This window comes from Micromonospora sp. NPDC000207, from assembly GCF_040300925.1.
Classification (GTDB): domain Bacteria; phylum Actinomycetota; class Actinomycetes; order Mycobacteriales; family Micromonosporaceae; genus Micromonospora.
The window spans coordinates 1-23801 of record NZ_JBEPEQ010000095.1; the positions used below are offsets into that span (position 1 = coordinate 1).

A 23801-nucleotide genomic window follows, 5' to 3' on the forward strand; every position below is an offset into this window, starting at 1 on the left:
GCCGGACACCGTGCCGTCGTCGCGCCGGGCACCGTGCCGTCGTGGCGCAGGGAGTCGCCGTCGCCCACCGCGTCGCCGGACGCCTTGCCGGGAACTGTCCGACGGTCGGCATAGACTCGCCGTGCGATGCATCCTCTCTTCGACATCCCCGCAGCCCCGTCCGCGCCCGACCCCGTGCCGACAGTGCCGCACCGGCCCGGTGCCCGACTCGACCCCGGACAGTTGGTCGAGGGCCTCAACGGCCCCCAACGCGACGCGGTCACCCACGCCGGGTCCCCCCTGCTGATCGTGGCCGGCGCCGGATCCGGCAAGACCCGGGTCCTCACCCACCGGATCGCGTACCTGCTGGCGGCCCGGGACGTGCACCCGGGGGAGATCATCGCGATCACCTTCACCAACAAGGCCGCCGGCGAGATGAAGGAACGGGTGACCGACCTGGTCGGCCCGCGCGCCCGGCTGATGTGGGTGTCCACGTTCCACTCCGCCTGCGTACGCATCCTGCGCGCCGAGCACGAGCACGCCGGGCTGAAGTCCACCTTCTCGATCTACGACGCGGACGACTCGCGGCGGTTGATGCAGCTGGTCGCCCGGGAACTCGACCTCGACCCGAAGCGCTACCCGGCCCGGGGGCTCGCCGCCCAGGTCTCCAACCTGAAGAACGAGCTGACCGATCCGGAGGAGTTCGCCGCCCGGGCCAAGGGGCCCAACGAGCGGGCTCTCGCCGAGGCGTACACGCTCTACCAGCGGCGACTGCGCGAGGCACACGCCCTGGACTTCGACGACCTGATCATGACGACGGTGCACCTGCTCCAGGCCCACCCGCACGTCGCGGAGAGCTACCGTCGCCGGTTCCGTCACGTCCTGGTCGACGAGTACCAGGACACCAACCGCGCCCAGTACGTCCTGATCAAGGAGCTGGTCTCGGGCACCGAGGGGATCGAACCGGCCGAACTCTGCGTCGTCGGCGACGCGGACCAGTCGATCTACGCCTTCCGGGGTGCGACGATCCGCAACATCCTGGAGTTCGAGCGGGACTTCACCGACGCCCGGACGATCCTGCTGGAGCAGAACTACCGCTCCACCCAGACCATCCTGAGCGCGGCCAACGCGGTGATCGACCGGAACACCTCCCGGAAACCGAAGCGGCTCTGGAGCGACGCCGGCCCCGGCGAGCAGATCGTCGGGTACGTCGCCGACACCGAGCACGCCGAGGCGGACTGGGTCGCCCGGGAGATCGACCGGCTGGTGGACGAGGACGCGGCCCGCCCCGGTGACGTGGCCGTCTTCTACCGCACCAACGCCCAGTCCCGGGTCTTCGAGGAGGTGTTCATCCGGGTCGGCCTGCCGTACAAGGTGGTCGGCGGGGTGCGCTTCTACGAGCGTAAGGAGGTCCGGGACGCGCTGGCGTACCTGCGGTCGGTGGTCAACGACGACGACACGGTGAGCCTGCGTCGGATCCTCAACACCCCCCGGCGGGGGATCGGGGACCGGGCCGAGGCCTGCGTCGAGGCGCTGTCGTCGCGGGACCGGATCTCCTTCGGCGCGGCACTGCGCCGGGCCCGGGAGGCCCCGGGGATCTCCAGCCGCGCGGCCAACGGGATCGGCGACTTCGTGGCGCTGCTCGACGGGGCGCGGGAACTGGCCGAGACCGGTACCCCGGAGGAGGTGCTGGAGTCGCTGCTCACCCGCTCCGGTTACCTGACCGAGCTGGAGGAGAGCCTCGACCCGCAGGACGCCGGCCGGGTGGACAACCTCCAGGAACTGGTGAGCGTGGCCCGGGAGTACACCGAGCGGATCGAGGCGACCGGTGCCGAGGGGGAACGCGCGACGCTGGCCGGGTTCCTGGAGCAGGTCGCCCTGGTCGCCGACGCCGACCAGATTCCGAGCGACGACCCCGACCACCAGGGGGTGGTCACCCTGATGACCCTGCACACCGCCAAGGGGCTGGAGTTCCCGGTGGTGTTCCTGACCGGGCTGGAGGACGGGGTCTTCCCGCACCTGCGCTCCCTGGGCGACACCCGTGAGCTTGAGGAGGAGCGTCGGCTCGCGTACGTGGGGATCACCCGGGCCCGGCAGCGGCTCTACCTGTCCCGGGCGGTGACCCGCTCCGCCTGGGGGCAGCCGGCGTACAACCCCCCGTCCCGGTTCCTGGAGGAGCTTCCGGCGGAGTTGGTCCGTTGGGAGCGCACCGAGGGGTCGTACACCTCGTGGGCGGGTGGGGGCGGCGGCGTCGGCGGCCGGGCGGACCGGGCCCCGGGCGGGCGGTCCGGCTTCACCGGCGGCACCCCGAAGGCGGCCCAGCTGGCCAAGCGGCTCGGGGTCGACGGGAGTCGGCTGACCACCGCCAGCGAGCTACCCCAGGGACCGAAGGTCGCGGCCGGGGATCGGGTCAACCACCAGCGGTACGGACTGGGCCGGGTGCTCGCTGTCGAGGGCCACGGCGCCGGGGCGCGGGCGCAGATCGACTTCGGTGACCAGACCATGTGGTTGGTCCTGCGGCACGCCCCGGTCGAGAAGCTCTGACCCCGGTCGGCCGACGGGGAGCCGACCGGGGGCGTGAGCCGGATTCAGCAGCCCAGGTCGACACCGCGTTCCCGCATGAACGGGCCCGGGTCGATCTGGTTCCACATGCCGCCCTGGTGGACCTCGAAGTGCAGGTGAGGTCCGGTGGAGTCGCCGGTGGAGCCCTCGCTGCCGATCCGCTGACCGGCGGTGACCTTCGCACCCACCGCGACACTGGCCACGCTGAGGTGGGCGTAGTGGGTGAGGTAGCCGTTGCCGTGGTCGACGAAGACCGAGATGCCGTAGCCGTCGCCCACGTCACCGGCCTTGACAACGGTGCCGGCGGCAGCGGCGCGGATCGGGGTGCCGGCGGGTAGGGCGAGGTCGATGCCGGCGTGCAGCGTCCCCCACCGGGGGCCGTAGCAGCTGGTGACCGCCGCGCCCGGCATCGGGTTGACCCAGGCAGCCTTCGGCGTGCCGGCGCTCTTCGTCGGCGTCTTCTTCGGGGTGGCCTTCGCTGTGGTCTTCTTCGGGGCGGCCTTCGGGGTGGCCGGGCGGGTGGTCGTCCTGGTCGGGGCCGGGGTGGTGGCGGTGGGCGACGGGTCGGCCGTCGACGCACCGGGCTCGGGCGTGGGGGTGGCCGACTCGCGGACCGACCGGTCCGCCCTGTCGTCGGCGGCGGTGCGTTCGGCCGCCAGCCGGTCGTCGAGGGCGACGGCACCGGTCTCGGCCTCGGAGCGCTCGGTGGCGACCGAGGCGCCGGCCACACCGAGGCCGGCCAGGGCGACCGCTCCCGCGACCACCCAGGCGGTACGGCCGCTCAGTCGGGGCCTGCGCCGGTGCCGGACCGGGGCGATGCCGTTCGGGTCGCTGTCGTTCGTGGTGCCGCTGTTCGTGGTGCTGCCGTTCGGTCCGTCGCTGTTCGGGTTGCTGTCGTTCGGTTCGCTGGGGGTGAGGCTGTCGTGCACGGGTGACCTTCCCAGTCGGGGGCGCTGACCCGGAAATACTGGTGTCGGCCGACGACGGGGTGGGTACCTGGTCCGGAGGACGCACCACGCCGACCGGCGGTCGGCGTCCGGGTATCTCCTCCTTCGGGAGGGAACATCCGGAAAAGTGATCATGCTGGGTGGTGGTGGTGCTCACATTCTTCGCCGTGACCCGGGTCACCTTCGCCTCGAACCGGGCACAGAAAACCGCCCGGATCAACCGATCCGGGCGGTAACCATGTTTTACGGAGCGTCAGGAAGTCGACACGTCGCTGTAAAATGCCTCGACTTGCAGCTTGATGTCCACTCCGCGCTCCTGGAGGAACGGCACCGGGTCCAGCGGCTCCCCGTTGACATGCACCTCCAGGTGCAGGTGGGAACCGTAGGAGTGGCCGGTGTTACCGACCAGGCCGAGCTGGTCGCCCGCCTTCACCTGCTGACCCTCCTGGACGCTGACCGCCGAGGAGTGACCGTAGATCGCCTCGCTGCCGTCCGCGTGCTGGACGATGACGGCGTAGCCGTACCCGCCGAACCAGCCGGCCTTGGTGACCTTCCCGGCGTGGATCGCGACGTACGGCGTGCCCTCCGGGGCGACGAGGTCGACGCCGGTGTGCAGCTTGCCCCAGCGCATTCCGTACGGCGAGGTGAAGTCGTACCCCTGCAGGGGCAGCAGCCAGACCTCTTCGGCGCTGATCTCGTCGGCGCCGCCCCGGCCACTGTCGCGGGAGGCGCGCTCGGCGGACTCGCCACGGGAGGCCAGATCCTCGCTGAGGGCGGCCGACGCGCGCAGCTCGTCGAGGACCGAGGGGCTGACGCTCTTGGCGTCGGGCAGGGCACCGGCACCGAGGGCCACCACACCGGCTCCGACGAACGCCGTGGTGACCACGGCTGCGTAGCGGCTACGTGGGGGGGTGGGAACGCGGCGACGACCGCGATATCGATCGGGCTCAGACGACAGGCGCTGGCGCACGCACACCCTCCGTTGTCGGGGATCCGAGGCGACCCGACCCACTGCGTTCGGGTGAACCTTGGCGTTCGGGTGAACCTCGGTGTTCCGCGTTGTCGCCCGGCCCAGGACCTGATGACAACCGTGGACACGGTAGCCAACCGTCACAGGAGTCACAAGCGCAAGCGCCGAACTCCCCGCCGGATTTTGTCCCAATTCGCCCCTGAGTGTGGTATCTCGTCACCTTTACCGGGGGGCCTCGTTACCGCCCGGCTGCTGCGTACAGTGACCGTCACCACCCGGATGTCTGATTGGCCGACGTGGGGCGGGCCGGGGCCGGGATTCCCTGCCATGAGCCGTTCGGGTTACCGTTCGTTAAGGTCAGACTGCGGAGTTCGATGACGAGTACCGCAGAGCCGGTGAAAGGTGTGCGCTGATGAGCTCTCGTGTCCGGGTCGTCGTCGCCAAGCCGGGTCTGGACGGCCACGACCGGGGGGCAAAGGTCGTCGCCCGCGCCCTGCGGGACGCCGGCATGGAGGTCATCTACACCGGCCTGCACCAGACCCCGGAGCAGATCGTCGAGACGGCGATCCAGGAGGACGCCGACGCGATCGGCCTCTCCGTACTCTCCGGCGCGCACATGACGCTCTTCCGGCGGGTGCTGGAACTCCTCGACGAGCGCGAGGCCCGGGACATCGTCGTCTTCGGCGGCGGCATCATTCCCCAGGCCGACCTGGCCGAGTTGGAGCGGATCGGGGTGGCCAAGATCTTCACCCCGGGGGCGACCACCGCGTCGATCGTCGAATGGGTACGGGAGAACGTCGCCCAACCGGTCGGCTGACCGCACCCCAGGTGTGGGGACGTGGGAAGCAAGAGGTGCCCGGGAGTATGCGGACAGGGTGAGGGGCCGGACGCACCCCTCACACGTCCGGCCCCTCTATGCACGATGCCCCGCCGCCACCCCTCGACCGACAGGGCATCGGCCGCTCCCGTCTTCACGCTGGCATCAGCGCTCCGACACCTGACTCAACGACGCCTCTGCCCGGTGGTTACGCACCTGCCGGAGAACAATCCGCCGGTGGCTGCGGGTGGGGTGTGCAGTAGGGCACACCGCGTACCCGCTGGGTCGCCGTCCGCGCCGCTCTCGCTAGGCTGCGCCAATGGCCTGCGTCAACAGATGACAGGCGTCAAGATGTTTTCCACAACGCTGGTGGCGGCGCGACGGCGCGCCGCGGAGACGGGACGGGACGCGCAATCGTGGACCTGTACGAGTACCAGGGGCGGGACCTGTTCGAGCGGCACGGTTTGCCAGTGCTCGCCGGCGGCGTCGCAACGACCCCGGAAGAGGCCCGCGCGATCGCCGAACGCCTCGGCGGTCGGGTGGTCGTCAAGGCCCAGGTGAAGGTCGGCGGCCGGGGCAAGGCCGGCGGCGTCAAGCTGGCCGAGGGCGCGGAGGAGACGGTGGCCCGGGCCACCGACATCCTCGGCATGGACATCAAGGGCCACACGGTCCACAAGGTCATGATCACGGTGACCGCCGACGTGGCCGAGGAGTACTACTTCTCGTACCTGCTCGACCGGGCGAACCGCACCTTCCTCTGCATCGCCAGCGTCGCCGGCGGCATGGACATCGAGCAGGTCGCAGCCGAGACCCCGGACAAGGTCGTCAAGGCCCCGATCGACGCGGTCGCCGGGGTGGACGAGGCCAAGGCCCGCGAGATCGTCGACGCGGCCGGCTTCCCCGCCGAGGTCGCCGACCAGGTGGTGGAGACCGCCGTCAAGCTCTGGCAGGCCTTCGTCGCCGAGGACGCCACGCTGGTCGAGGTGAACCCGCTGGCCAAGACCAAGGACGGCACCCTCCTGCTGCTCGACGCCAAGGTCACCCTTGACGAGAACGCAGGTTTCCGGCACCCGGACCACGAGGACCTGGTCGACCAGGCTGCCGTGGACCCGCTGGAGCAGGCGGCCAAGGAGAAGGACCTCAACTACGTCAAGCTCGACGGCGAGGTCGGCATCATCGGCAACGGCGCGGGTCTGGTCATGAGCACCCTCGACGTGGTCGCGTACGCCGGTGAGCGGCACGGCAACGTCAAGCCGGCCAACTTCCTCGACATCGGCGGTGGCGCGAGCGCCGCGGTGATGGCCAACGGGCTGGAGATCGTGCTCTCCGACCCGGCCGTACGCAGCGTCTTCGTCAACGTCTTCGGCGGAATCACCGCCTGCGACGCGGTCGCCAACGGTATCGTCCAGGCGCTGGCACTGCTGGAGCAGCGGGGCGAGAAGGTCACCAAGCCGCTTGTGGTCCGCCTCGACGGCAACAACGCCGAGGCCGGACGGGCGATCCTCGACGGCGCGAACAACCCGCTGATCGAGCGGGTGGACACCATGGACGGCGCGGCCGATCGGGCCGCCGAGCTGGCAGCTGCGGGGGTCTGACGATGGCTATCTGGCTGACCAAGGAATCCAAGGTCATCGTGCAGGGGATGACCGGCTCCGAGGGTTCCAAGCACACCCGACGGATGCTCGCCGCCGGCACCAACGTGGTCGGCGGGGTCAACCCGCGCAAGGCCGGCACCACCGTCGACTTCGACGGGACCGAACTGCCGGTCTTCGCCTCCGTCGCGGACGCCATCGCCCAGACCGGGGCCGACGTCACGGTCATCTTCGTACCGCCGAAGTTCACCAAGGGCGCGGTGGTCGAGGCGATCGACGCCGGGATCCCGCTGGCCGTGGTGATCACCGAGGGCGTGCCGGTGCACGACACGGCCTCGTTCTGGGCGTACAACAAGTCCAAGGGCGAGCAGACCCGCATCGTCGGCCCGAACTGCCCCGGCATCGCCTCCCCGGGTGCCTCCAACGCCGGCATCATCCCGGCCGACATCACCGGCTCGGGCCGGATCGGCCTGGTCAGCAAGAGCGGCACGCTGACCTACCAGATGATGTACGAGCTGCGTGACATCGGCTTCTCGACCTGCGTGGGCATCGGTGGTGACCCGATCATCGGGACCACCCACATCGACGCCCTCGCCGCGTTCGAGGCCGACCCCGACACCGACGCCATCGTGATGATCGGCGAGATCGGTGGCGACGCCGAGGAGCGGGCCGCCGAGTTCATCAGGGACAACGTGACCAAGCCGGTGGTCGGCTACATCGCCGGCTTCACCGCGCCCCCCGGCAAGACCATGGGGCACGCCGGTGCGATCATCTCCGGCTCGGCGGGTACCGCCGAGGCGAAGAAGGAAGCGCTGGAGGCGGTCGGCGTCAAGGTCGGCAAGACGCCGACCGAGACGGCCAAGCTGATGCGGGAGATCATGTCGGCGGGTTGAGCCGACTGACGGACGTCACCGAGGGAGTCGACCTGACCGGTCGGCTCCCTCGGTCCGTTGCGGGACTGTCGGTTCAGTCGTTCCAGAACGGATAGTTACCTGTCGCTCGCAGGATCGAGCTGCCCACGATGTTCAGGACGCCGAAGGCGATCGCCAGGTAGCCCAGGACCGGCGACTGTCCGTATCGTTTGGCGTCCCGGATCGACAGGTAACCGAAGACGATGCCGAGGATGCCACAGCAGATGAGGCCGAGGATGATCCCCAGGATTCCCCAGAGCGTCGTACGATCCCGCCCGGCGGCGGGTGGCGGCGGCGGATACGGAGCGTTCACGGCTTCCTCCGAGCGGTCGGTCGAGCGGTCGGTGCCGCGACGGCGACGGTCGCGTCTTGGCCCGAGGCTAGACCGGATCGAGCACACCCGGCCCGAAGACCGCCGAAGTCGCCACCGTCGGGCGGCGATACCGGACTGCCGACCGGGGCTCGGCATGCCAAAGTAGGACCGATGTCCTCCGTCCCCCCTGACCAGCCCCGCCGCCCCGCCGGCCGCGGTGGCGGCACCCGGCCGGAAGGTCCCGCCGACCGGCCCGGCCCGTCGCGTCGGACCGACCGGTCCGATCGGGCTGACCAGGCTGACCGAGCCAGCCGGGCCGAGCGGGTCGACCGGGCTGAGCGGGTCGACCGGGCTGGCCGGGTCGAGCGGTCCGAGCGGGCTGGCCGGGTCGAGCGGGCCGGTCTGGCTGGCCCGGACGCGCCGGCTGCCGCCGGTCGAGGCCGTGTCGTGCCCCGGCCCCGGTCCGGCGTACGCCCCCGCCGGGCACCGATCGTGGTGGCCGCCGCTGTGGCCGCCGGCTGGGCGGCACTCACGTCGTACGTCCCCGTCGCGGTTGTGCTCGGGCTGGCGCAGCTCAGCGAGGAGGCCGCCTCGCTCGGCGGCGCGCTGCTCGCCGGGTTCGCCGGGTGGCTGCTCGGTCACGGGGTTCCGTTGCAGACCCCCGCCGGGCCACTGCACCTGGCCCCCCTCGTCCTGACCGGGCTCGCGGTCTGGCGGCTGGCCCGGGCCGGAGTGCACGCCACCCGGGCCATCGGCGCCCGGAACAGCCGCTCACCCCGCCAGGCGGCCGTCGCGGCGGCTGCCGTCGGCATCGGGTACGGCGCTATCGGCACGCTCGTCGCGGGTCTGGCCGGCACCGGTGGGCTGCACGCCTCCCCGGTCCGGGCGGGGCTCACCCTCACCGTCGTCGGCACCCTCGGGGCGCTGATCGGGGCCGCGCAGACCACCGGCGTCGCCGCCGACCTGGCGCAGCGGGTGCCGTCGATCCTGCGGGACGGGGTCCGCACCGGCCTGGTCGCCGGGCTGCTGCTCCTCGCCGCCGGTGCGGGTGCGGCCGGACTGGCGGTGGCCACCGGGGGCGGGGACGCCGCCGACATGATCGGGGCCTACCGGACCGGAGTCGCCGGGCAGGCCGGGGTGACCCTGGTCAGCCTCGCGTACGCGCCGAACGCCACTGTCTGGTCCATCAGCTACCTGCTCGGCCCCGGGTTCGCCGTCGGCACCGACACCGCCGTACGGACCAGTGAGGTCTCCGTGGGGGCGCTTCCCGCCGTACCGTTGCTTGCCGGACTGCCGCGCGGGCCGCTGGACGGGGGGTTCGGTGCCGCCCTGCTCGCGGTGCCGGTCCTGGTGGCGATGGCCGCCGGTTGGTTGTTGGCGCGGCGGATGCTCCGGTCGGCCCGGGAGTACACCGGTCGAGGTCGGGCCGCCTCCGACCGGGCACCGGTCGGCTGGCCCACGTTGCTCGCCCCGGCGGCGGTCGCCGGGCCGGTGGCAGGGCTGATGTTGGGGGTCGCCGCGGCAGCGTCGGGCGGCTCGTTGGGGTCCGGCCGGCTCTCCGAGATCGGCCCGGTCGCCTGGCAGGTGGCCGCCGTCGCCACGGCCGTGGTCGGGGCGGGTGCCCTGCTCGGTGCCGCCGCCACCCGCGCCCTCACCTCGGGCCGCGCCCCCGACCGACGCCCCCGGTAGGGCGAATCACCTGCCACCCCTACCGACCCGGCCCCGAAGACCTCGCGGAGCCGTCGGGAATCTTGGAAGACTTCGGCCCTCGCGGGGCCCTCGCGGGGGCCACACCTCTCCAAGATTGCCTGAGAATGCGACGAGGGGCGCCCCCGAAGGGACGCCCCTCGACGTCGTCGCTGCGATCCGTGGTCGGCCGCGATCGGTCGTCGACTGCGATCGGTGGTCGCTGCGATCCATCGTCGGCTGCGTTCGGTCGTCGGCCGCGATCGGTCCTGGGCTGCCGTCAGAAGGAGCCGGTCGGGTTCACGTTCACGAACACGACCAGGATGAGCTGGAGGATGCCCAGCAGGATGCCGATGCCGCCGCAGATCAGACCGGTGAGGGCCTGGCTGCCGTTGTTGGCCTCGCCCTGGGCGGCCTTCTGGCGGCCGAGGAAGCCGGTCACCGCGCCCGCGATACCCAGCGGGATGCCCAGGTAGCAGCAGGCCAGCGGGATGGAGGCGATACCGAGGATCATCGCGACCAGGCCGAGGGTGTTGTTCTGCCCGCCGGGCTGGGGGTACCCGGCGTTCGGGTAGGTCGGGCCGGGGCCGTACGGGGGCTGCTGGCCGTACGGGTCGGACTGGCCGTACGGGGCCTGCGGCGGCGGGGCGTACGGGTCGGGCTGCCCGTACGGCTGCCCCGAGGCGGGCTGCTGCCCGTACGGCTGGCCGGAGGTGGGCTGCTGCCCGTACGGCTGGCCCGAAGTGGGCTGCTGACCGTAGGGCTGGTCCGAGGAGGAAGGCTGCCCGTACGGCTGCCCCGAGGTGGGCTGCTGACCGTAGGGCTGGCCGGAGGTGGGCTGCTGACCGTAGGGCTGGCCCGAGCCGGGCTGCTGGCCGTACGGGTCCTGACCTGGGTTGCCGGGCTGCATGTCGGACGCTCCTTGGATGGTCATGTCGGTACGTGGGTTCTCATGAACCATGATCGCGCCAGGACACCGAGCGCGCAGCGCGGAAAGGAAACCGCAGGACGTCGGGACCGAGCGACCGGCAGCGTACCCGCCGGATGCGACATCGCGCGGTGACGAACCCGACCTGTCCCATCAGGTCAGACTCCGTCCACGCCGGGAGGAAGAGCCTGGCGTGGGCTGGCCCTCGCCCACCGGTCGGGTCACGCCGGCCGCCCGATATGGTGACCGCGTGACCGACCCCGCGTCCGCCGCCCGTCTCGTCGTCCTGGTCTCCGGCTCCGGGAGCAACCTGCAGTCCCTGCTCGATGCGGGCACCGACCCGGCGTACGGCGCCCGGGTGGTGGCCGTGGGGGCCGACCGCGACGGCATCGCCGGTCTGGACCGGGCGGAGGCGGCCGGGGTGCCGACCTTCGTCGAGCGGCTCAAGGACCACCCCACCCGGGAGGACTGGGACGCGGCGCTCACCGCCCGGGTCGCCGAGCACCGACCGGACCTGGTCATCTCGGCAGGCTTCCTGAAGCTCGTCGGTCCGAGGTTCCTGGCCGCGTTCGGCGACAGGTACCTGAACACGCACAACACGCTCCTGCCGGCGTTCCCCGGTATCCACGGCCCGCGTGACGCCCTCGCCTACGGGGTCAAGGTCACGGGGGCCACCCTGTTCTTCGTCGACGCCGGGATGGACACCGGTCCGATCGTCGCGCAGGTCGCGGTGCCGGTGCTGACCGACGACGACGAGGAGACGCTCACCGAGCGGATCAAGGAAGCCGAACGGCGTCAGCTCGTCGAGCAGGTCGGGCGGCTGGTCCGCCAAGGTTGGACGATCACCGGAAGAAAGGTCACCGTACCGTGAGTGCCACTGCGGACCAGCGCCGCCCGATTCGGCGGGCGCTGGTCAGCGTCTATGACAAGACCGGCCTGGCCGACCTGGCCAAGGCCCTGCACGAGGCCGGTGTGGAGATCGTCTCGACGGGCAGCACCGCGGGCACGATCGCGGCGGCCGGGGTTCCGGTGACGGCCGTGGAGACGGTGACCGGTTCCCCGGAGATCCTCGACGGCCGGGTGAAGACCCTGCACCCGAAGATCCACGGCGGGCTCCTGGCCGACCTGCGGAAGTCCAGCCACGTCACCCAGCTCGACGAGCACGGCATCGTCGGGATCGACCTTCTGGTCTCCAACCTCTACCCGTTCCAGGCGACTGTCGCCTCCGGTGCGAGCCCCGACGAGTGCGTGGAGCAGATCGACATCGGAGGACCGGCGATGGTCCGGGCCGCCGCGAAGAACCACGCGTCGGTGGCGGTGGTGACCGACCCTGCCGCGTACCCGACGGTCCTGGCCGCCCTCGCCGACGGTGGCTTCACGTTCGCCCAGCGCCGGGCGCTGGCCGCGCGGGCGTTCGCCGACATCGCCGAGTACGACGTGGCGGTCGCCGACTGGTTCGCCGGGTCCCTGGACCTGCCGCAGGACGGTTGGCCGAACTTCGTCGGTCTGGCCCTGCGCCGCCAGGCGGTCCTGCGGTACGGCGAGAACCCGCACCAGGGAGCCGCCGTGTACGCCGACCCGGACGGCCCCCCCGGGCTGGCCCAGGCCGAGCAGCTGCACGGCAAGGAGATGTCCTACAACAACTACGTCGACGCGGATGCCGCCTGGCGGGCGGCGAACGACTTCCCGGACCAGCCGGCGGTGGCGATCATCAAGCACGCCAACCCGTGCGGCATCGCCGTCGGAGCGGACGTGGCCGAGGCGCACCGCCGGGCGCACGCCTGTGACCCGACCTCGGCCTTCGGCGGGGTCATCGCTGTCAACCGTCCGGTCAGCGTCGAGCTGGCCCGGCAGGTCGCCGAGATCTTCACCGAGGTCGTGGTGGCCCCGGGGTACGACGACGGGGCGGTGGAGGTCCTCCAGGGCAAGAAGCACATCAGGCTGCTGCGCGCCCCGGCGTTCGACCCGCAGCCCGCGGAGTGGCGGCCGGTGACCGGCGGGGTCCTGGTGCAGATGCGCGACGCGATCGACGCCGAGGGGGACGACCCGGCCACCTGGCAGCTCGCCACCGGTGAGGCGGCCGACCCGGACACCCTCAGGGATCTCGTCCTGGCCTGGCGGGCGGTGCGCGCGGTGAAGAGCAACGCGATCCTCCTGGCCAAGGACGGTGCCTCGGTCGGTGTCGGAATGGGCCAGGTCAACCGGGTCGACTCGGCGCGGTTGGCGGTCAGCCGGGCCGGTGAGGACCGGGCCCGGGGGGCGGTGGCGGCCTCGGACGCGTTCTTCCCGTTCGCCGACGGTCCGCAGATCCTCATCGACGCCGGGGTGAAGGCGATAGTGCAGCCCGGCGGTTCGGTCCGGGACGCCGAGACCATCGCGGCCTGCAAGGAGGCCGGGGTGACCATGTACCTCACCGGGACCCGGCACTTCTTCCACTGACGACGACGCGGACCCGGGGTCGAGGTCGGACCCCGGGTCGGCGTGGATCGACGCCGGTCGGGCGGGTCCCCGGGCCGACGGCGTGCCGTCCGTCGGGCGTGAGACGATCTGAGGCGTGACGGCGACGGTACTGGACGGCAAGGCGACCGCAGCGCAGATCAAGGACGAACTGCGGGCGCGGGTCAAGGCACTGGCGGAGCGCGGCATCACCCCCGGACTGGGTACGGTCCTGGTCGGCGTCGATCCCGGTTCCCAGGCGTACGTCAACGGCAAGCACCGCGACTGCGCCGAGGTGGGCATCGCCTCGATCCGTCGGGAGCTGCCCGCCGACGCCACCCAGGAACAGGTCGAGGCGGTCCTGGCCGAGCTGAACGCCGATCCGGCCTGCCACGGGTACATCGTCCAGTTGCCGCTCCCCGGTCACCTGGACACCCAGCGGGTGCTGGAGCTGATCGACCCGGACAAGGACGCCGACGGGCTGCACCCGATCAACCTGGGCCGGCTGGTCCTCGGGTACGACGCCCCGCTGCCGTGCACCCCGCGCGGGATCGTCGAACTGCTCCGCCGCTACGACGTACCGCTGCGCGGCGCGAAGGTGGCGGTGGTCGGCCGGGGCAACACCGTCGGGCGTCCGCTCGGGCTCCTGTTGACCCGGCGCAGCGAGAACGCCACGGTCACCCTCTGCCACACCGGCACCCTCGACCTCGGTTCGCACACCCGGGAGGCGGACATCGTCATCGTCGCCGCCGGGGTGCCGGGTCTGCTCACCGCGGACCTGATCCGGCCGGGGGCGGCAGTGGTCGACGTCGGGATCACCCGGGTGATCGGCCCGGACGGCAAGGGTCGCTACACCGGTGACGTCGACCCGGAGGTGGCCGAGGTCGCCGGGGCGTTGGCCCCGATGCCCGGCGGTGTCGGCCCGATGACCAGGGCGATGCTGCTCACCAACGTGGTGGAGCGGGCCGAGGGCTAGTCCTGTTCCTGCCGGGGGCGGAGCAGGTCATATCCGTCCGCCCCTGGCCTGCCCGATGCCAGGATGACTGATACGGTCCGGAAAACCGACTGGCATCAGGGAGTGGGACGTCCATGGGTAAGAAGGTCACTGTCGTCGGGGCCGGCTTCTACGGCTCCACCACCGCGCAGCGCCTGGCCGAGTACGACGTCTTCGACACCGTCGTCATCACCGACATCGTGGAGGGCAAGCCCGCCGGTCTCGCACTGGACCTGAACCAGTCGCGGGCGATCGAGGGCTTCGAGACCAAGCTCGTCGGCGCGACCACCGGCCCCAACGGCGAGGGGTACGAGGCCATCGAGGGCTCCGACGTCGTGGTGATCACCGCCGGCCTGCCGCGTAAGCCGGGGATGAGCCGGATGGACCTGCTGGCGACCAACGCCAAGATCGTCCGTCAGGTCTCCGAGAACGTCGCCAAGTACGCCCCGAACGCCGTGGTGATCGTGGTCTCCAACCCGCTCGACGAGATGACCGCGCTGGCCCAGCTCGCCACCCAGTTCCCCCGCAACCGGGTCCTGGGCCAGGCCGGCATGCTGGACACCGCCCGGTTCACCAACTTCGTCGCCGAGGCGCTGAGCGTACCGGTGAAGTCGGTGAAGACCCTCACCCTCGGCTCGCACGGTGACACCATGGTTCCGGTGCCGTCGCAGAGCACCGTGAACGGCAAGCCGCTGCGCGACGCGATGCCCGCCGAGCAGATCGGGGAGCTGGTCGTCAAGACCCGCAACGGTGGTGCCGAGGTGGTGGCGCTGCTCAAGACCGGATCGGCCTACTACGCCCCGTCGGCAGCCGCCGCCCGGATGGCGAAGGCGGTCGCCGAGGACTCCGGCGAGGTCATGCCGGTCTGCGCCTGGGTCGACGGCGAGTACGGCATCTCCGGGGTCTACCTGGGTGTCGAGGCGGCGATCGGGGCCGAGGGCGTCAAGCGGGTCGTCGAGACCGACCTGGACGCCGACGAGCTGGCCGGTCTGAAGGAGGCCGCCGAGGCGGTTCGCGCCAAGCAGTCCGACGTCGCCAACATGTGACCTGAGTCGACCGCCGGGGGCGGGCCGGCAACCGCCGCCCCGCCCCCGCCGCCTTCCCAACCCACCCCACCCACCCCACCCACCCCCTCCACCCTCCCCTCCCCACCCACCCCCCCCACGCCGTCCCCGTCCCACCTCGGTGATCAAGGGATTTGCGTCATGGGATCGAGTTCTACTGACGCAAATCCCTTGATCACCGAGCGAGAGCGGGAGGGCGGGGGACGGTGGGGGACGGTGGTGGTGAGGGTGGGTGGGGGGTGCGGGGCACTTTCCAGTACGCTCGTACTGCTTGAGCATGTGTCCCCTGAGAGGAGCGCCGGCCGATGGCGAAGATCAAGGTAAACAACCCGGTCGTAGAGCTCGACGGCGACGAGATGACCCGGATCATCTGGAAGCAGATCCGGGAGCAGCTGATCCTGCCCTACCTCGACGTCGACCTGCACTACTACGACCTTTCGATCCAGCACCGTGACGAGACCGACGACCAGGTCACCGTGGACGCCGCCAATGCCATCAAGGAGCACGGCGTCGGCGTCAAGTGCGCGACCATCACCCCGGACGAGGCCCGGGTTGAGGAGTTCGGCCTGAAGAAGATGTGGCGGTCGCCGAACGGCACGATCCGTAACATCCTCGGCGGTGTCGTCTTCCGCGAGCCGATCATCATGTCCAACGTCCCCCGGCTGGTGCCGGGCTGGACCAAGCCGATCATCATCGGCCGGCACGCCCACGGCGACCAGTACAAGGCCAGCGACTTCGTCGTCCCCGGCCCGGGTACGGTCACCATCACCTACACCCCGGCCGACGGCTCCAAGCCGGTCGAGCTGGAGGTCGCCAACTTCCCCGGCGGCGGCATCGCCATGGGCATGTACAACTACGACGAGTCGATCCGGGACTTCGCCCGGGCCTCGTTCCGGTACGGCCTGGACCGGGGCTACCCGGTCTACCTGTCGACCAAGAACACCATCCTCAAGGCGTACGACGGCCGGTTCAAGGACATCTTCGCCGAGGTCTTCGAGGCCGAGTTCAAGAGCGAGTTCGACGCCGCCGGCATCACCTACGAGCACCGGCTGATCGACGACATGGTCGCCGCCGCGCTCAAGTGGGAGGGTGGCTACGTCTGGGCCTGCAAGAACTACGACGGTGACGTGCAGTCCGACACCGTCGCGCAGGGCTTCGGGTCGCTCGGCCTGATGACCTCGGTCCTGCTCTCCCCGGACGGCCGGACCGTCGAGGCGGAAGCCGCCCACGGCACCGTCACCCGGCACTACCGGCAGTACCAGAAGGGCGAGAAGACCTCGACCAACCCGATCGCCTCGATCTACGCCTGGACCCGGGGCCTGGCCCACCGGGGCAAGCTGGACGGCACCCCGGCGGTCACCGAGTTCGCCAACACCCTGGAGCAGGTCATCGTCGACACCGTCGAGAGCGGCCAGATGACCAAGGACCTGGCGCTGCTCATCTCCCGGGACGCCCCGTGGCAGACCACCGACGAGTTCATGAACACCCTGGACGAGAACCTGGCCCGCAAGCTCTCGGCCTGATTCTCCGCGTCGTACCGACCGAGCCCGCCGGCCCTCCGTGGCCCGGCGGGCTCCGTCGTTCCGGCAGGGCGGTGGATTCGGCGGGCCGACCGCCCGGCGGGGGACGGCGTCACCGGCGGGAACGTGGCTCGTTGCAAGAGGTGGACGCGGTGCCAGTCGTGTCCAAGGGGGTTGACACGGTCGCCTCGCGGACGTGAGTGCCGACCAGCCAGCCTTCCCGGCTGTCGTGCACAGCCGACCGTCCCTTCCCTGCGGGGGGCCCTGTCCCGGGCCCCCCGCGCCCCGTTTCCCCAGCGCACGAGGGCGGTCAGGCGGCCTGAGCGGTCAGGCGGCGAGGGCGGTCAGGCGGCGCGGAGCAGGTCGGCGGCGCGCTCCGGGGCGACGTCGCTGATGAAGACTCCCATGGCCGACTCCGACCCGGCCAGGTACTTGAGTTTGTCCACCGCCCGCCGGGTGCTGAACAGGTGCAGGTGCAGGTGGGCCAGTTCCCTGTCGAGTCGGACCGGGGCCTGGTGCCAGGCCGAGATGTAGGGCATGGGCCTGTCGAAGAGCCTGTCGAAGCGGCCCAACAGGTCCAGGTAGAGGGGGCCGAAGGCGTCCCGTTCGGCGTCGGTGAGGGCGGGCAGGTCCGGCACCGGCCGGTGGGGTGCGAGGTGGACCTCGAACGGCCAGCGTGCGGCGGCCGGGACGTACGCGGTCCAGTGGTCGTTGGCGGCGACCACCCGATCCCCGGCGGCGCGTTCCGCGGCGAACACGTCGGCGTAGAGGTTGCGTCCTCCGGTTCGTTCGGCGTGCCGACGGGCGGCGGCCAGCATGGCCCGGGTCCGAGGGGTCACGAAGGGGTACGCGTAGATCTGCCCGTGCGGGTGGTGCAGGGTGACCCCGATCTCCACGCCCCGGTTCTCGAAGCAGAACACCTGCTCCACGCCGGGCAGTTCGCCGAGGGCGGCGGTGCGGTCGGCGAGGGCGTCCAGCACGGTACGGACCCGGGTCGGCGGCAGGTCGGCGAAGGAGGTGGTGTGCTCGTCGGTGAAGCAGACCACCTCGCAGCGGCCCTGCCCCGGCCGGACCGGCGTGAACGGTGTGATCTCCCCGGGGTCGTCGGCGACGCGCGCGCTCAGTGCGGGGAACCGGTTCTCGAAGACCGCGACGTCGTACGCCGGGGCCGGGATCTCGCTCGACCTGTCGGCCGTCGACGGGCAGAGCGGACACTTGTCGGCCGAGGGCAGGAAGATGCGGGTCTGCCTGTGGACGGCGACAGCCACCCACTCGTCGGTCAGCGGGTCGTACCGCAGTTGCGAGGCGGGCGGCGGTGGTGGCAGTTCCCGCCGGTCCGGATGGTCGTGGAGCACGTCGTCGCGCTCGTCGAAGTAGAACAGGTCGCGGCCGTCGGCCAACGTGATCCTGGTACGCCGCACGGCGCCGTTCCCTCCCCGGCACGGCTCCCCTGCGGAAGCACGATGGTCAGTCCCGGCCCCGGTCAGGCCGGTTGCAGTCGTGGTTCCACCCAGCCGGTCTCTGTCAACAGGTGCATCACCGCGTCGACCGCCTCCTCGGCAGTGCCCTTGGAGGTGTCCAGGACCAGTTCGGCGTCGGCGGGCTCCTCGTACGGGTCGTCGATGCCGGTCATCCCGGTGATCAGACCGGCTCGGGCGCGGGCGTACAGACCCTTGCGGTCACGTTGCTCGCAGACTTCGAGCGGGGTGGCCACGTGGATCAGCAGGAATCCTGCCCCGGCGGTCGCCGCCATCTCCCGGGCGGTCGCGCGTGCCTGGGCGTACGGGGCGATCGGACAGCAGATCGCCACCCCCCGGTGTCGGCCGATCTCGGCGGCCACCCAGCCGATCCGGCGGACGTTGAGATCCCGGTCGGCCTTGCTGAAGCTCAACCCGGCGGAGAGTTCCCGTCGGACCACGTCCCCGTCGAGGAGTGTCACGGTCCGGTCGCCCTGCTCCCGGAGCACGTCGGCCAGCCCCCGGGCGACGGTGGACTTGCCGGAGCCGGAGAGCCCGGTGAAGAAGACCACCAGCCCCCGGTGACGTCGGGGCGGACGGGCCCGGACCAGCTCCTTGGCCACCGCCGGGGGAGTGTGCCACTCGGGGAGCGGGAAGCCCCTGTCGAGCAGGTCGTCGATCTCCTGCTGGCTCAGCGCCAGCCGACGGTTGCGGGGCGGGATGTCGTCGCGCCACCGCCACTGCCCGTCCCGGTTGTCGTAGGCCAGTTCCCGGGGCACCAGCACCCGCAGCCCGGCACCGGAGAGCGACTCGCCGGTGGAGAGCAGGTGGGTGACGCCGTACGCGGCGGCGACCCGGGCCCGCAGCAGGGCGTCGCTGATCTCGTCCCGGCGGCGGGCCAACGGCACCGTGATGATCGTGGCCGTCGGCATCCGGTCCCGGGCGGCGAAGACGCTGCGTACCAGGAACTCCGGGGGGAGCCCTCCGGGGTGCTCGTTGATCGGGATCATGACGAGCAGGTGCGCCCCGAGGGTCCGGGCCGCGTGCGCGATCTGGGCGAGCTGGGGTCGGTGCAGCGGCCGGTCGGCGATCACCCCGAGGACCCGGCCCTGGGGCATCAGCTCGCGTACCTCCCCCGGGTCGCGGCGCAGCCGTTGGAACGGGCCGTGTCCACCGTCGCCGAGCCGCTGGACGCGCCCACCGGCACCGGCGGTGCCCTCGCGTACCGGCCAGACGTCGGCCACGTCGAGCGCCGCCACCGGGGCGCCCTCCGCGTCGGTGAGCACCAGCACCCGCCGGGCGGGGTCGGTGACCTCCAGCGTCTGGGCGAGCGAGGTCGGGATCTGCAGGGCCACCGGGACCGGCCACGGAGTGTCGTCGGCGAGTCGCCCCCGACGGCTGATCGAGACCAGGTCGGCCCGGGTCATGAACCCGGTCAGCGGCGCGTACGCCCCGGTCAGCAGCAACTCCAGATCGGCCAGTTCCGTGGGGCGCGGCGTGTATGCCGGCGCGTCCCGAAGAACCTCGTCGGGCACCCACCCGTTGCTCATCCGCAACCTCCACTCCCTGGCCGGCCCACAGTTTCTCAGTCGTCCGCCGATCGGTCGAGAGCGCCACTCCCCCGTGCGGGCGCAGCGGGCCCGGCTCGGGAAGGGTGCCCAGGTGGGGGCAGGTGTACGCGGCGAAGGTCACGGGGGATCACCCGGAGGACCCGGGGGAACGGATCTCAGGGGATCCCCGGAGCCGTTTCCTGATACCCGGGCGGGCGTCGATTCCCTACGCTGGGCCACGTGACACTCATCGCGACCGAGTCGCTGACCAAGACGTACGGGGGCAGGGTCACCGCGTTGGCCGACCTGACCGTCGCGGTCGAGCCGGGGGTCATCGGTCTGGTCGGTGCCAACGGCGCCGGCAAGTCGACCCTCATCAAGATCCTGCTCGGCCTGCTCGGACCGACAAGCGGGCGGGTCCGGGTGCTCGGCCTCGACCCGACCACCGATCCCGCCGCCGTGCGGGCCCGGGTGGGGTACATGCCCGAGCACGACGCCCTCCCCCCGGACCTCTCCGCCGCCGAGCTGGTCACCCATCTGGGTCGGATCAGCGGGCTGCCGCGTACCGTCGCCCGGGAGCGGGCCTCCGAGGCGCTGCGCCACGTCGGGCTGCACGAGGAGCGACACCGGGCCGTCGGGGGCTACTCCACCGGGATGAAGCAGCGGGTGAAGCTGGCTCAGGCCCTGGTGCACGACCCGGACCTGCTGTTGCTCGACGAGCCGACCAACGGCCTCGACCCGGCCGGTCGGGACGCCATGCTCGCTCTGATCCACCGGATCGGCACCGAGTTCGGCATCTCGGTGGTGGTCTGTTCGCACCTGCTCGGCGAGGTGGAGCGGATCTGCGACACCCTCGTCGCCATCGACGGTGGGCGGCTGCTGCGGGCCGACCGGATCACCGCCATGACCACCGCCACCGACGTCCTCGCGGTGGAGGTGAGCGAGGGGACCGAGCAGCTGGCCGGTCGACTCACCGCCCTCGACCTGCCGGTGACCCGGGACGGGCGGATGTTGCTCGTCCCGCTCGCCGACGACGGCACGTACGACCTGATCCTCGGCGCGGTCGCCGAGCTGGACCTGCCGTTGCACCGGCTGGACCAGCGGCGGCACCGGGTGGCCGAGCTGTTCGCCCCGAGGGAGCCGAGTAATGTCTGAGCCGACCGGCGTCATCCACGACATCGGCTACCAGCGCTACACCGGCCCCCGGTTGGGTCGCCGACACGTCTTCGGCGCGCTGTACCTGCACGGTCTGCGTACCTCGTTCGGCCTGGGGCGCAGCGCCAAGGCCAAGATCTTCCCCTGGCTGGTGGTGGGCGTGGTGGCCATCACCGCGGCCGGGTTGACAGCGGTGCGTACCCAGCTGGGTCAGGTGGTGATGACCTACGCCCAGTTCGCCGACTCGATGAGTTGGCTGGTCATCTTCTTCGTCGCGGTGGCCGCGCCGGAGTTGGTCTCCCGGGACCTGCACAGCGGGGTCCTGCCGCTGTACTTCTCCCGGCCCCTGCCCCGGGGGGACTACGCGTTGGCCAAGCTGGCGGCCCTGGTGACGGCGCTCTGGCTGCTGCTGGGCGGCCCTCAGCTGGTGATGTTCCTCGGCGCGGCGTTCACGGTCGACGACGGGGTACGCGGGGTCTGGAACGAGTTGCTGGACCTGCTCCCGGGGCTGCTCTACGCCGGGCTCTGGGCTGTGGTGTTCGCCTCGATCGGGCTGCTGGTCGCCTCGCTCACCGGGAAGCGGGCCTTCGCCGCCGGTGGGATCGTGGCGGTCTTCCTGATGACCACCCCGATCGTCGGGTTCCTCATGATCGTGCCGTCCCGGACGGTCAACGAGCTGGCCCTGATCGCCTCCCCGTCGACACTGGTCGGTGGGACCGGCGCGTGGGCCCTGGGTGACCTCCTGGTTCCCGAGGGTTCGGGCGGGCCGCCGATCGGCGGGTTCGGGCCGCTCTACGCGGCGGTCACCGTCGCCCTGGTCGCCACCGCCGTGCTGTTGCTGCTGCTGCGATACCGGAAGGTGGCCACCCGATGAGCGTGACCGACCAGGTGGACGCGACCGGGGCCGCCGCCGGGCCGGCCCCCGCGACGAGCGCGCTGGACCTCGCCGGGGTCTCCAGGTGGTACGGCAACGTGGTCGCCGTCAACGACGTCACAATGGCCCTCGGCCCGGGGGTGACCGGACTGCTCGGCCCGAACGGGGCGGGCAAGACCACCCTGCTGCACATGATGGCCGGGTTCCTGGCCCCTTCCCGGGGCACCGTGACCCTCGGCGGCGAGCGGATCTGGCGCAACCCCGAGGTGTACCGGCGACTCGGGCTGGTCACCGAGCGGGAGGCGGTGCACAGCTACCTCACCGCGTACGAGTTCGTGCTGGCCAGCGCGAAACTGCACGGGCTGCCCGACCCGGCCGCCGCCGCCCGTCGGGCGATCGGCCTGGTCGAGATGGAGCCCGCCCAGGACCGGCGGATCGGGACGTACTCCAAGGGCATGCGGCAGCGCACCCGGGTGGCCGCCGCGCTGGTCCACGACCCGCAGGTGCTGCTGCTCGACGAGCCGTTCAACGGGATGGACCCGCGGCAGCGGCTGCACATGATGAACCTGCTGCACTCCCTCGGTGACGCGGGCCGGACGATCCTGTTCAGTTCGCACATCCTGGAGGAGGTCGAGCAGATCTCCGGGACGGTCCAGGTGATGGTGGCCGGTCGGCTCGCCGCCTCCGGTGACTTCCGGACCATCCGGCGGCTGATGACCAACAGGCCGCACGTGTTCGTGATCCGCTCCACCGACGACCGGGCACTGGCGGTCGCCCTGATGGCCGAGCCGTCGGTGACCGGGGTGGAGCTGGACCGGGCCGGGCTGACAGTCAGGGCCGGCGACTACGGCTCGTTCACCCGGGCGCTGCCCAAGGTGGCGTTGGGCCGGGGGATCCGGGTGACGGCCCTGGTGCCCGAGGACGAATCCCTGGAGAGCGTGTTCTCCTACCTGGTGGAGGCCTGACGTGTCGACAGTTTCCTGGATCACCGCGCGGGGGCTGTTCGGCCGACGTCGGTTCCTGCTGCTCCTGCCGCTTCCGCTGCTGGTGGTGGTGCTCGCCGTGACCGCCCGGGTGCTCAAGGTGGACCCCGGGCAGTGGGGTCCGGCGGTGCTCGTCGGCCTGGGACTGGCAGTGGTCCTGCCGGTGGTCGCGCTGATCGTCGGCACCGGCGTCCTGGGTGCCGAGATCGACGACGGCACAGTGGTGCACATCCTCACCAAGCCCCTGCCCCGGTGGCAGATCGTGCTGCCGAAGCTCGCGGTGGCCGCCGGGGTCACCGCCGTCACCGTCGCGGTGCCGCTCTACGTCGCGGGGGTGCTCGCCCACTCGGTCCGTCTCGGCCTGGGGCTGGCCGTCGCGGCGGCGCTCGGGGCGTTGGCGTACTCGGCGCTGTTCCTGGCGCTGAGCCTGGTCACCCGACGTCCGGTCCTGCTCGGCCTGGTCTACGTGCTGATCTGGGAGGGTCTGCTCGGCAACGTGGTCACCGGCACCCGGGTGCTCTCCATCCAGCAGTGGGTGATCGCGTTGGCCGACCGGATCGCCCCCACCGCCCTGCTCTCCACCACCGTCTCGGTGCCGGTGGCGGCGGTGATGACAGCGCTGGTCAGCGTCGGTTTCACAGTCCTGGCGATCGACCGGCTCCGCTCCTTCGGGGTGGCCGGCGAGACCAGCTGACGGGCGTTCAGCGCAGCGAGTCGCGCCACTGTCGGTGCAGGTCGGCGTAGCGACCACCGGTGGTGGCCAGCCGACCGGGTGGGCCGTCCTCGACGATCCGACCGTCGTCGAGGACCAGCACCCGGTCGGCCGTATCCACAGTGGAGAGTCGATGGGCGATGACCAGTGCGGTCCGGTCGGCCAGGATGGTGCCGAGGGCGTGCTGGACGGTCCGTTCGGTGGGTACGTCGAGCGACGAGGTCGCCTCGTCCAGGATCAGCACCGCCGGGTCGGCCAGGAAGGCCCGGGCGAAGGCGACGAGCTGCCGCTGACCGGCGGAGAGCCGGCCGCCACGCCGGTGCACCTCGGTGTCGTACCCGTCGGGGAGGG

General features: G+C 71.5%; 21 protein-coding genes. 14 read left to right on the plus strand and 7 right to left on the minus strand.

Going from position 1 to position 23801, the window contains the following annotated elements; genetic code table 11:
* The first annotated feature begins 126 nt into the window (after window positions 1-126).
* Window positions 127-2523, plus strand: a complete 2397-nt coding sequence (gene pcrA, locus ABT336_RS21125; RefSeq protein ID WP_350898348.1) for a DNA helicase PcrA — start codon at window positions 127-129, stop codon at window positions 2521-2523.
* Between the two features lie 44 nt (window positions 2524-2567).
* Here the strand turns inward: pcrA and ABT336_RS21130 are convergent, their stop codons facing one another.
* Window positions 2568-3359 carry a M23 family metallopeptidase gene (locus tag ABT336_RS21130; RefSeq protein ID WP_350898368.1) on the minus strand — a complete coding sequence of 264 codons (792 nt, stop codon included), beginning with the start codon at window positions 3357-3359 and terminating at the stop codon, window positions 2568-2570.
* Window positions 3360-3741: 382 nt separating this feature from the next.
* A complete protein-coding gene (locus ABT336_RS21135) occupies window positions 3742-4458 on the minus strand; it encodes a M23 family metallopeptidase (protein WP_350898349.1) in 717 nt (238 codons plus the stop codon).
* Between the two features lie 412 nt (window positions 4459-4870).
* On the opposite strand from ABT336_RS21135, the gene icmB reads away from it, so the two are divergent.
* The 3 genes from icmB (at window position 4871) to sucD (ending at window position 7760) form a co-directional block, all read left to right on the plus strand.
* The gene (gene icmB / locus ABT336_RS21140; RefSeq protein ID WP_350898350.1) at window positions 4871-5275 is read left to right on the plus strand and encodes a coenzyme B12-dependent isobutyryl CoA mutase small subunit; all 405 of its coding nucleotides are present in this window, start codon (window positions 4871-4873) and stop codon (window positions 5273-5275) included.
* A gap of 416 nt (window positions 5276-5691) precedes the next feature.
* On the plus strand, window positions 5692-6870 hold the full coding sequence (sucC, locus tag ABT336_RS21145) for an ADP-forming succinate--CoA ligase subunit beta (RefSeq protein WP_350898351.1): 1179 nt from the start codon (window positions 5692-5694) through the stop codon (window positions 6868-6870).
* 2 nt (window positions 6871-6872) lie between these two features.
* A complete protein-coding gene (gene sucD, locus ABT336_RS21150; protein ID WP_350898352.1) occupies window positions 6873-7760 on the plus strand; it encodes a succinate--CoA ligase subunit alpha in 888 nt (295 codons plus the stop codon).
* A gap of 73 nt (window positions 7761-7833) precedes the next feature.
* Here the strand turns inward: sucD and ABT336_RS21155 are convergent, their stop codons facing one another.
* On the minus strand, window positions 7834-8091 hold the full coding sequence (locus ABT336_RS21155; RefSeq protein WP_350898353.1) for a hypothetical protein: 258 nt from the start codon (window positions 8089-8091) through the stop codon (window positions 7834-7836).
* A gap of 447 nt (window positions 8092-8538) precedes the next feature.
* Between ABT336_RS21155 and ABT336_RS21160 the strand changes: the two genes are divergently transcribed.
* The gene (locus ABT336_RS21160; RefSeq protein WP_502891224.1) at window positions 8539-9780 is read left to right on the plus strand and encodes a cell division protein PerM; all 1242 of its coding nucleotides are present in this window, start codon (window positions 8539-8541) and stop codon (window positions 9778-9780) included.
* Between the two features lie 277 nt (window positions 9781-10057).
* On the opposite strand, the gene ABT336_RS21165 is transcribed toward ABT336_RS21160, so the two are convergent.
* On the minus strand, window positions 10058-10687 hold the full coding sequence (locus tag ABT336_RS21165; RefSeq protein WP_350898355.1) for a hypothetical protein: 630 nt from the start codon (window positions 10685-10687) through the stop codon (window positions 10058-10060).
* 268 nt (window positions 10688-10955) lie between these two features.
* Between ABT336_RS21165 and purN the strand changes: the two genes are divergently transcribed.
* The 5 genes from purN (at window position 10956) to ABT336_RS21190 (ending at window position 16722) form a co-directional block, all read left to right on the plus strand.
* Complete coding sequence (gene purN / locus ABT336_RS21170; RefSeq protein WP_350898356.1) at window positions 10956-11576, plus strand: phosphoribosylglycinamide formyltransferase; 621 nt, start codon at window positions 10956-10958, stop codon at window positions 11574-11576.
* On the plus strand, window positions 11573-13144 hold the full coding sequence (gene purH / locus ABT336_RS21175; RefSeq protein ID WP_350898357.1) for a bifunctional phosphoribosylaminoimidazolecarboxamide formyltransferase/IMP cyclohydrolase: 1572 nt from the start codon (window positions 11573-11575) through the stop codon (window positions 13142-13144). Before purN ends, purH begins: the two co-directional genes overlap by 4 nt.
* 115 nt (window positions 13145-13259) lie before the next feature.
* Complete coding sequence (locus ABT336_RS21180) at window positions 13260-14117, plus strand: bifunctional methylenetetrahydrofolate dehydrogenase/methenyltetrahydrofolate cyclohydrolase (protein ID WP_350898358.1); 858 nt, start codon at window positions 13260-13262, stop codon at window positions 14115-14117.
* A gap of 113 nt (window positions 14118-14230) precedes the next feature.
* Complete coding sequence (locus ABT336_RS21185; RefSeq protein ID WP_350898359.1) at window positions 14231-15181, plus strand: malate dehydrogenase; 951 nt, start codon at window positions 14231-14233, stop codon at window positions 15179-15181.
* Between the two features lie 323 nt (window positions 15182-15504).
* Window positions 15505-16722 carry an NADP-dependent isocitrate dehydrogenase gene (locus ABT336_RS21190; RefSeq protein WP_350898360.1) on the plus strand — a complete coding sequence of 406 codons (1218 nt, stop codon included), beginning with the start codon at window positions 15505-15507 and terminating at the stop codon, window positions 16720-16722.
* A 341-nt stretch (window positions 16723-17063) separates the two neighbouring features.
* Here the strand turns inward: ABT336_RS21190 and galT are convergent, their stop codons facing one another.
* Both galT and cysC read right to left on the minus strand, forming a co-directional pair.
* Entirely contained in the window at window positions 17064-18140 is a 1077-nt protein-coding gene (gene galT, locus ABT336_RS21195) for a galactose-1-phosphate uridylyltransferase (protein WP_350898361.1), read from the minus strand.
* Between the two features lie 62 nt (window positions 18141-18202).
* Window positions 18203-19726, minus strand: coding sequence for an adenylyl-sulfate kinase (gene cysC, locus ABT336_RS21200; protein ID WP_350898362.1), 1524 nt, complete (start codon window positions 19724-19726; stop codon window positions 18203-18205).
* Between the two features lie 240 nt (window positions 19727-19966).
* On the opposite strand from cysC, the gene ABT336_RS21205 reads away from it, so the two are divergent.
* The 4 genes from ABT336_RS21205 to ABT336_RS21220 are packed head-to-tail and all read left to right on the plus strand — an operon-like array spanning window position 19967 to window position 23432.
* Window positions 19967-20881: an ABC transporter ATP-binding protein gene (locus ABT336_RS21205; RefSeq protein ID WP_350898363.1), complete on the plus strand. Its 915-nt coding sequence runs from the start codon at window positions 19967-19969 to the stop codon at window positions 20879-20881.
* Window positions 20874-21755 (plus strand): ABC transporter permease, encoded by an 882-nt coding sequence (locus tag ABT336_RS21210; protein WP_350898364.1) that lies wholly within the window; start codon window positions 20874-20876, stop codon window positions 21753-21755. Before ABT336_RS21205 ends, ABT336_RS21210 begins: the two co-directional genes overlap by 8 nt.
* Window positions 21752-22720 (plus strand): ABC transporter ATP-binding protein, encoded by a 969-nt coding sequence (locus ABT336_RS21215; protein ID WP_350898365.1) that lies wholly within the window; start codon window positions 21752-21754, stop codon window positions 22718-22720. The genes ABT336_RS21210 and ABT336_RS21215 overlap by 4 nt, the downstream gene beginning before the upstream one ends.
* 1 nt (window position 22721) lies before the next feature.
* Entirely contained in the window at window positions 22722-23432 is a 711-nt protein-coding gene (locus tag ABT336_RS21220) for an ABC transporter permease (RefSeq protein WP_350898366.1), read from the plus strand.
* 7 nt (window positions 23433-23439) lie between these two features.
* On the opposite strand, the gene ABT336_RS21225 is transcribed toward ABT336_RS21220, so the two are convergent.
* A partial coding sequence (locus tag ABT336_RS21225) for an ATP-binding cassette domain-containing protein (protein WP_350898367.1) occupies window positions 23440-23801 on the minus strand: 362 nt, incomplete at its 5' end.

Coding starts and splice junctions, on each gene's coding strand:
- cysC (WP_350898362.1), bottom strand. CDS start 19,726: ATGAGCAACGGGTGGGTGCCCGACGAGGTTCTTCGGGACGCGCCGGCA.
- pcrA (WP_350898348.1), top strand. CDS start 127: ATGCATCCTCTCTTCGACATCCCCGCAGCCCCGTCCGCGCCCGACCCC.
- ABT336_RS21165 (WP_350898355.1), bottom strand. CDS start 10,687: ATGCAGCCCGGCAACCCAGGTCAGGACCCGTACGGCCAGCAGCCCGGC.
- ABT336_RS21190 (WP_350898360.1), top strand. CDS start 15,505: ATGGCGAAGATCAAGGTAAACAACCCGGTCGTAGAGCTCGACGGCGAC.
- sucD (WP_350898352.1), top strand. CDS start 6,873: ATGGCTATCTGGCTGACCAAGGAATCCAAGGTCATCGTGCAGGGGATG.
- ABT336_RS21215 (WP_350898365.1), top strand. CDS start 21,752: ATGAGCGTGACCGACCAGGTGGACGCGACCGGGGCCGCCGCCGGGCCG.
- ABT336_RS21185 (WP_350898359.1), top strand. CDS start 14,231: ATGGGTAAGAAGGTCACTGTCGTCGGGGCCGGCTTCTACGGCTCCACC.
- icmB (WP_350898350.1), top strand. CDS start 4,871: ATGAGCTCTCGTGTCCGGGTCGTCGTCGCCAAGCCGGGTCTGGACGGC.
- ABT336_RS21210 (WP_350898364.1), top strand. CDS start 20,874: ATGTCTGAGCCGACCGGCGTCATCCACGACATCGGCTACCAGCGCTAC.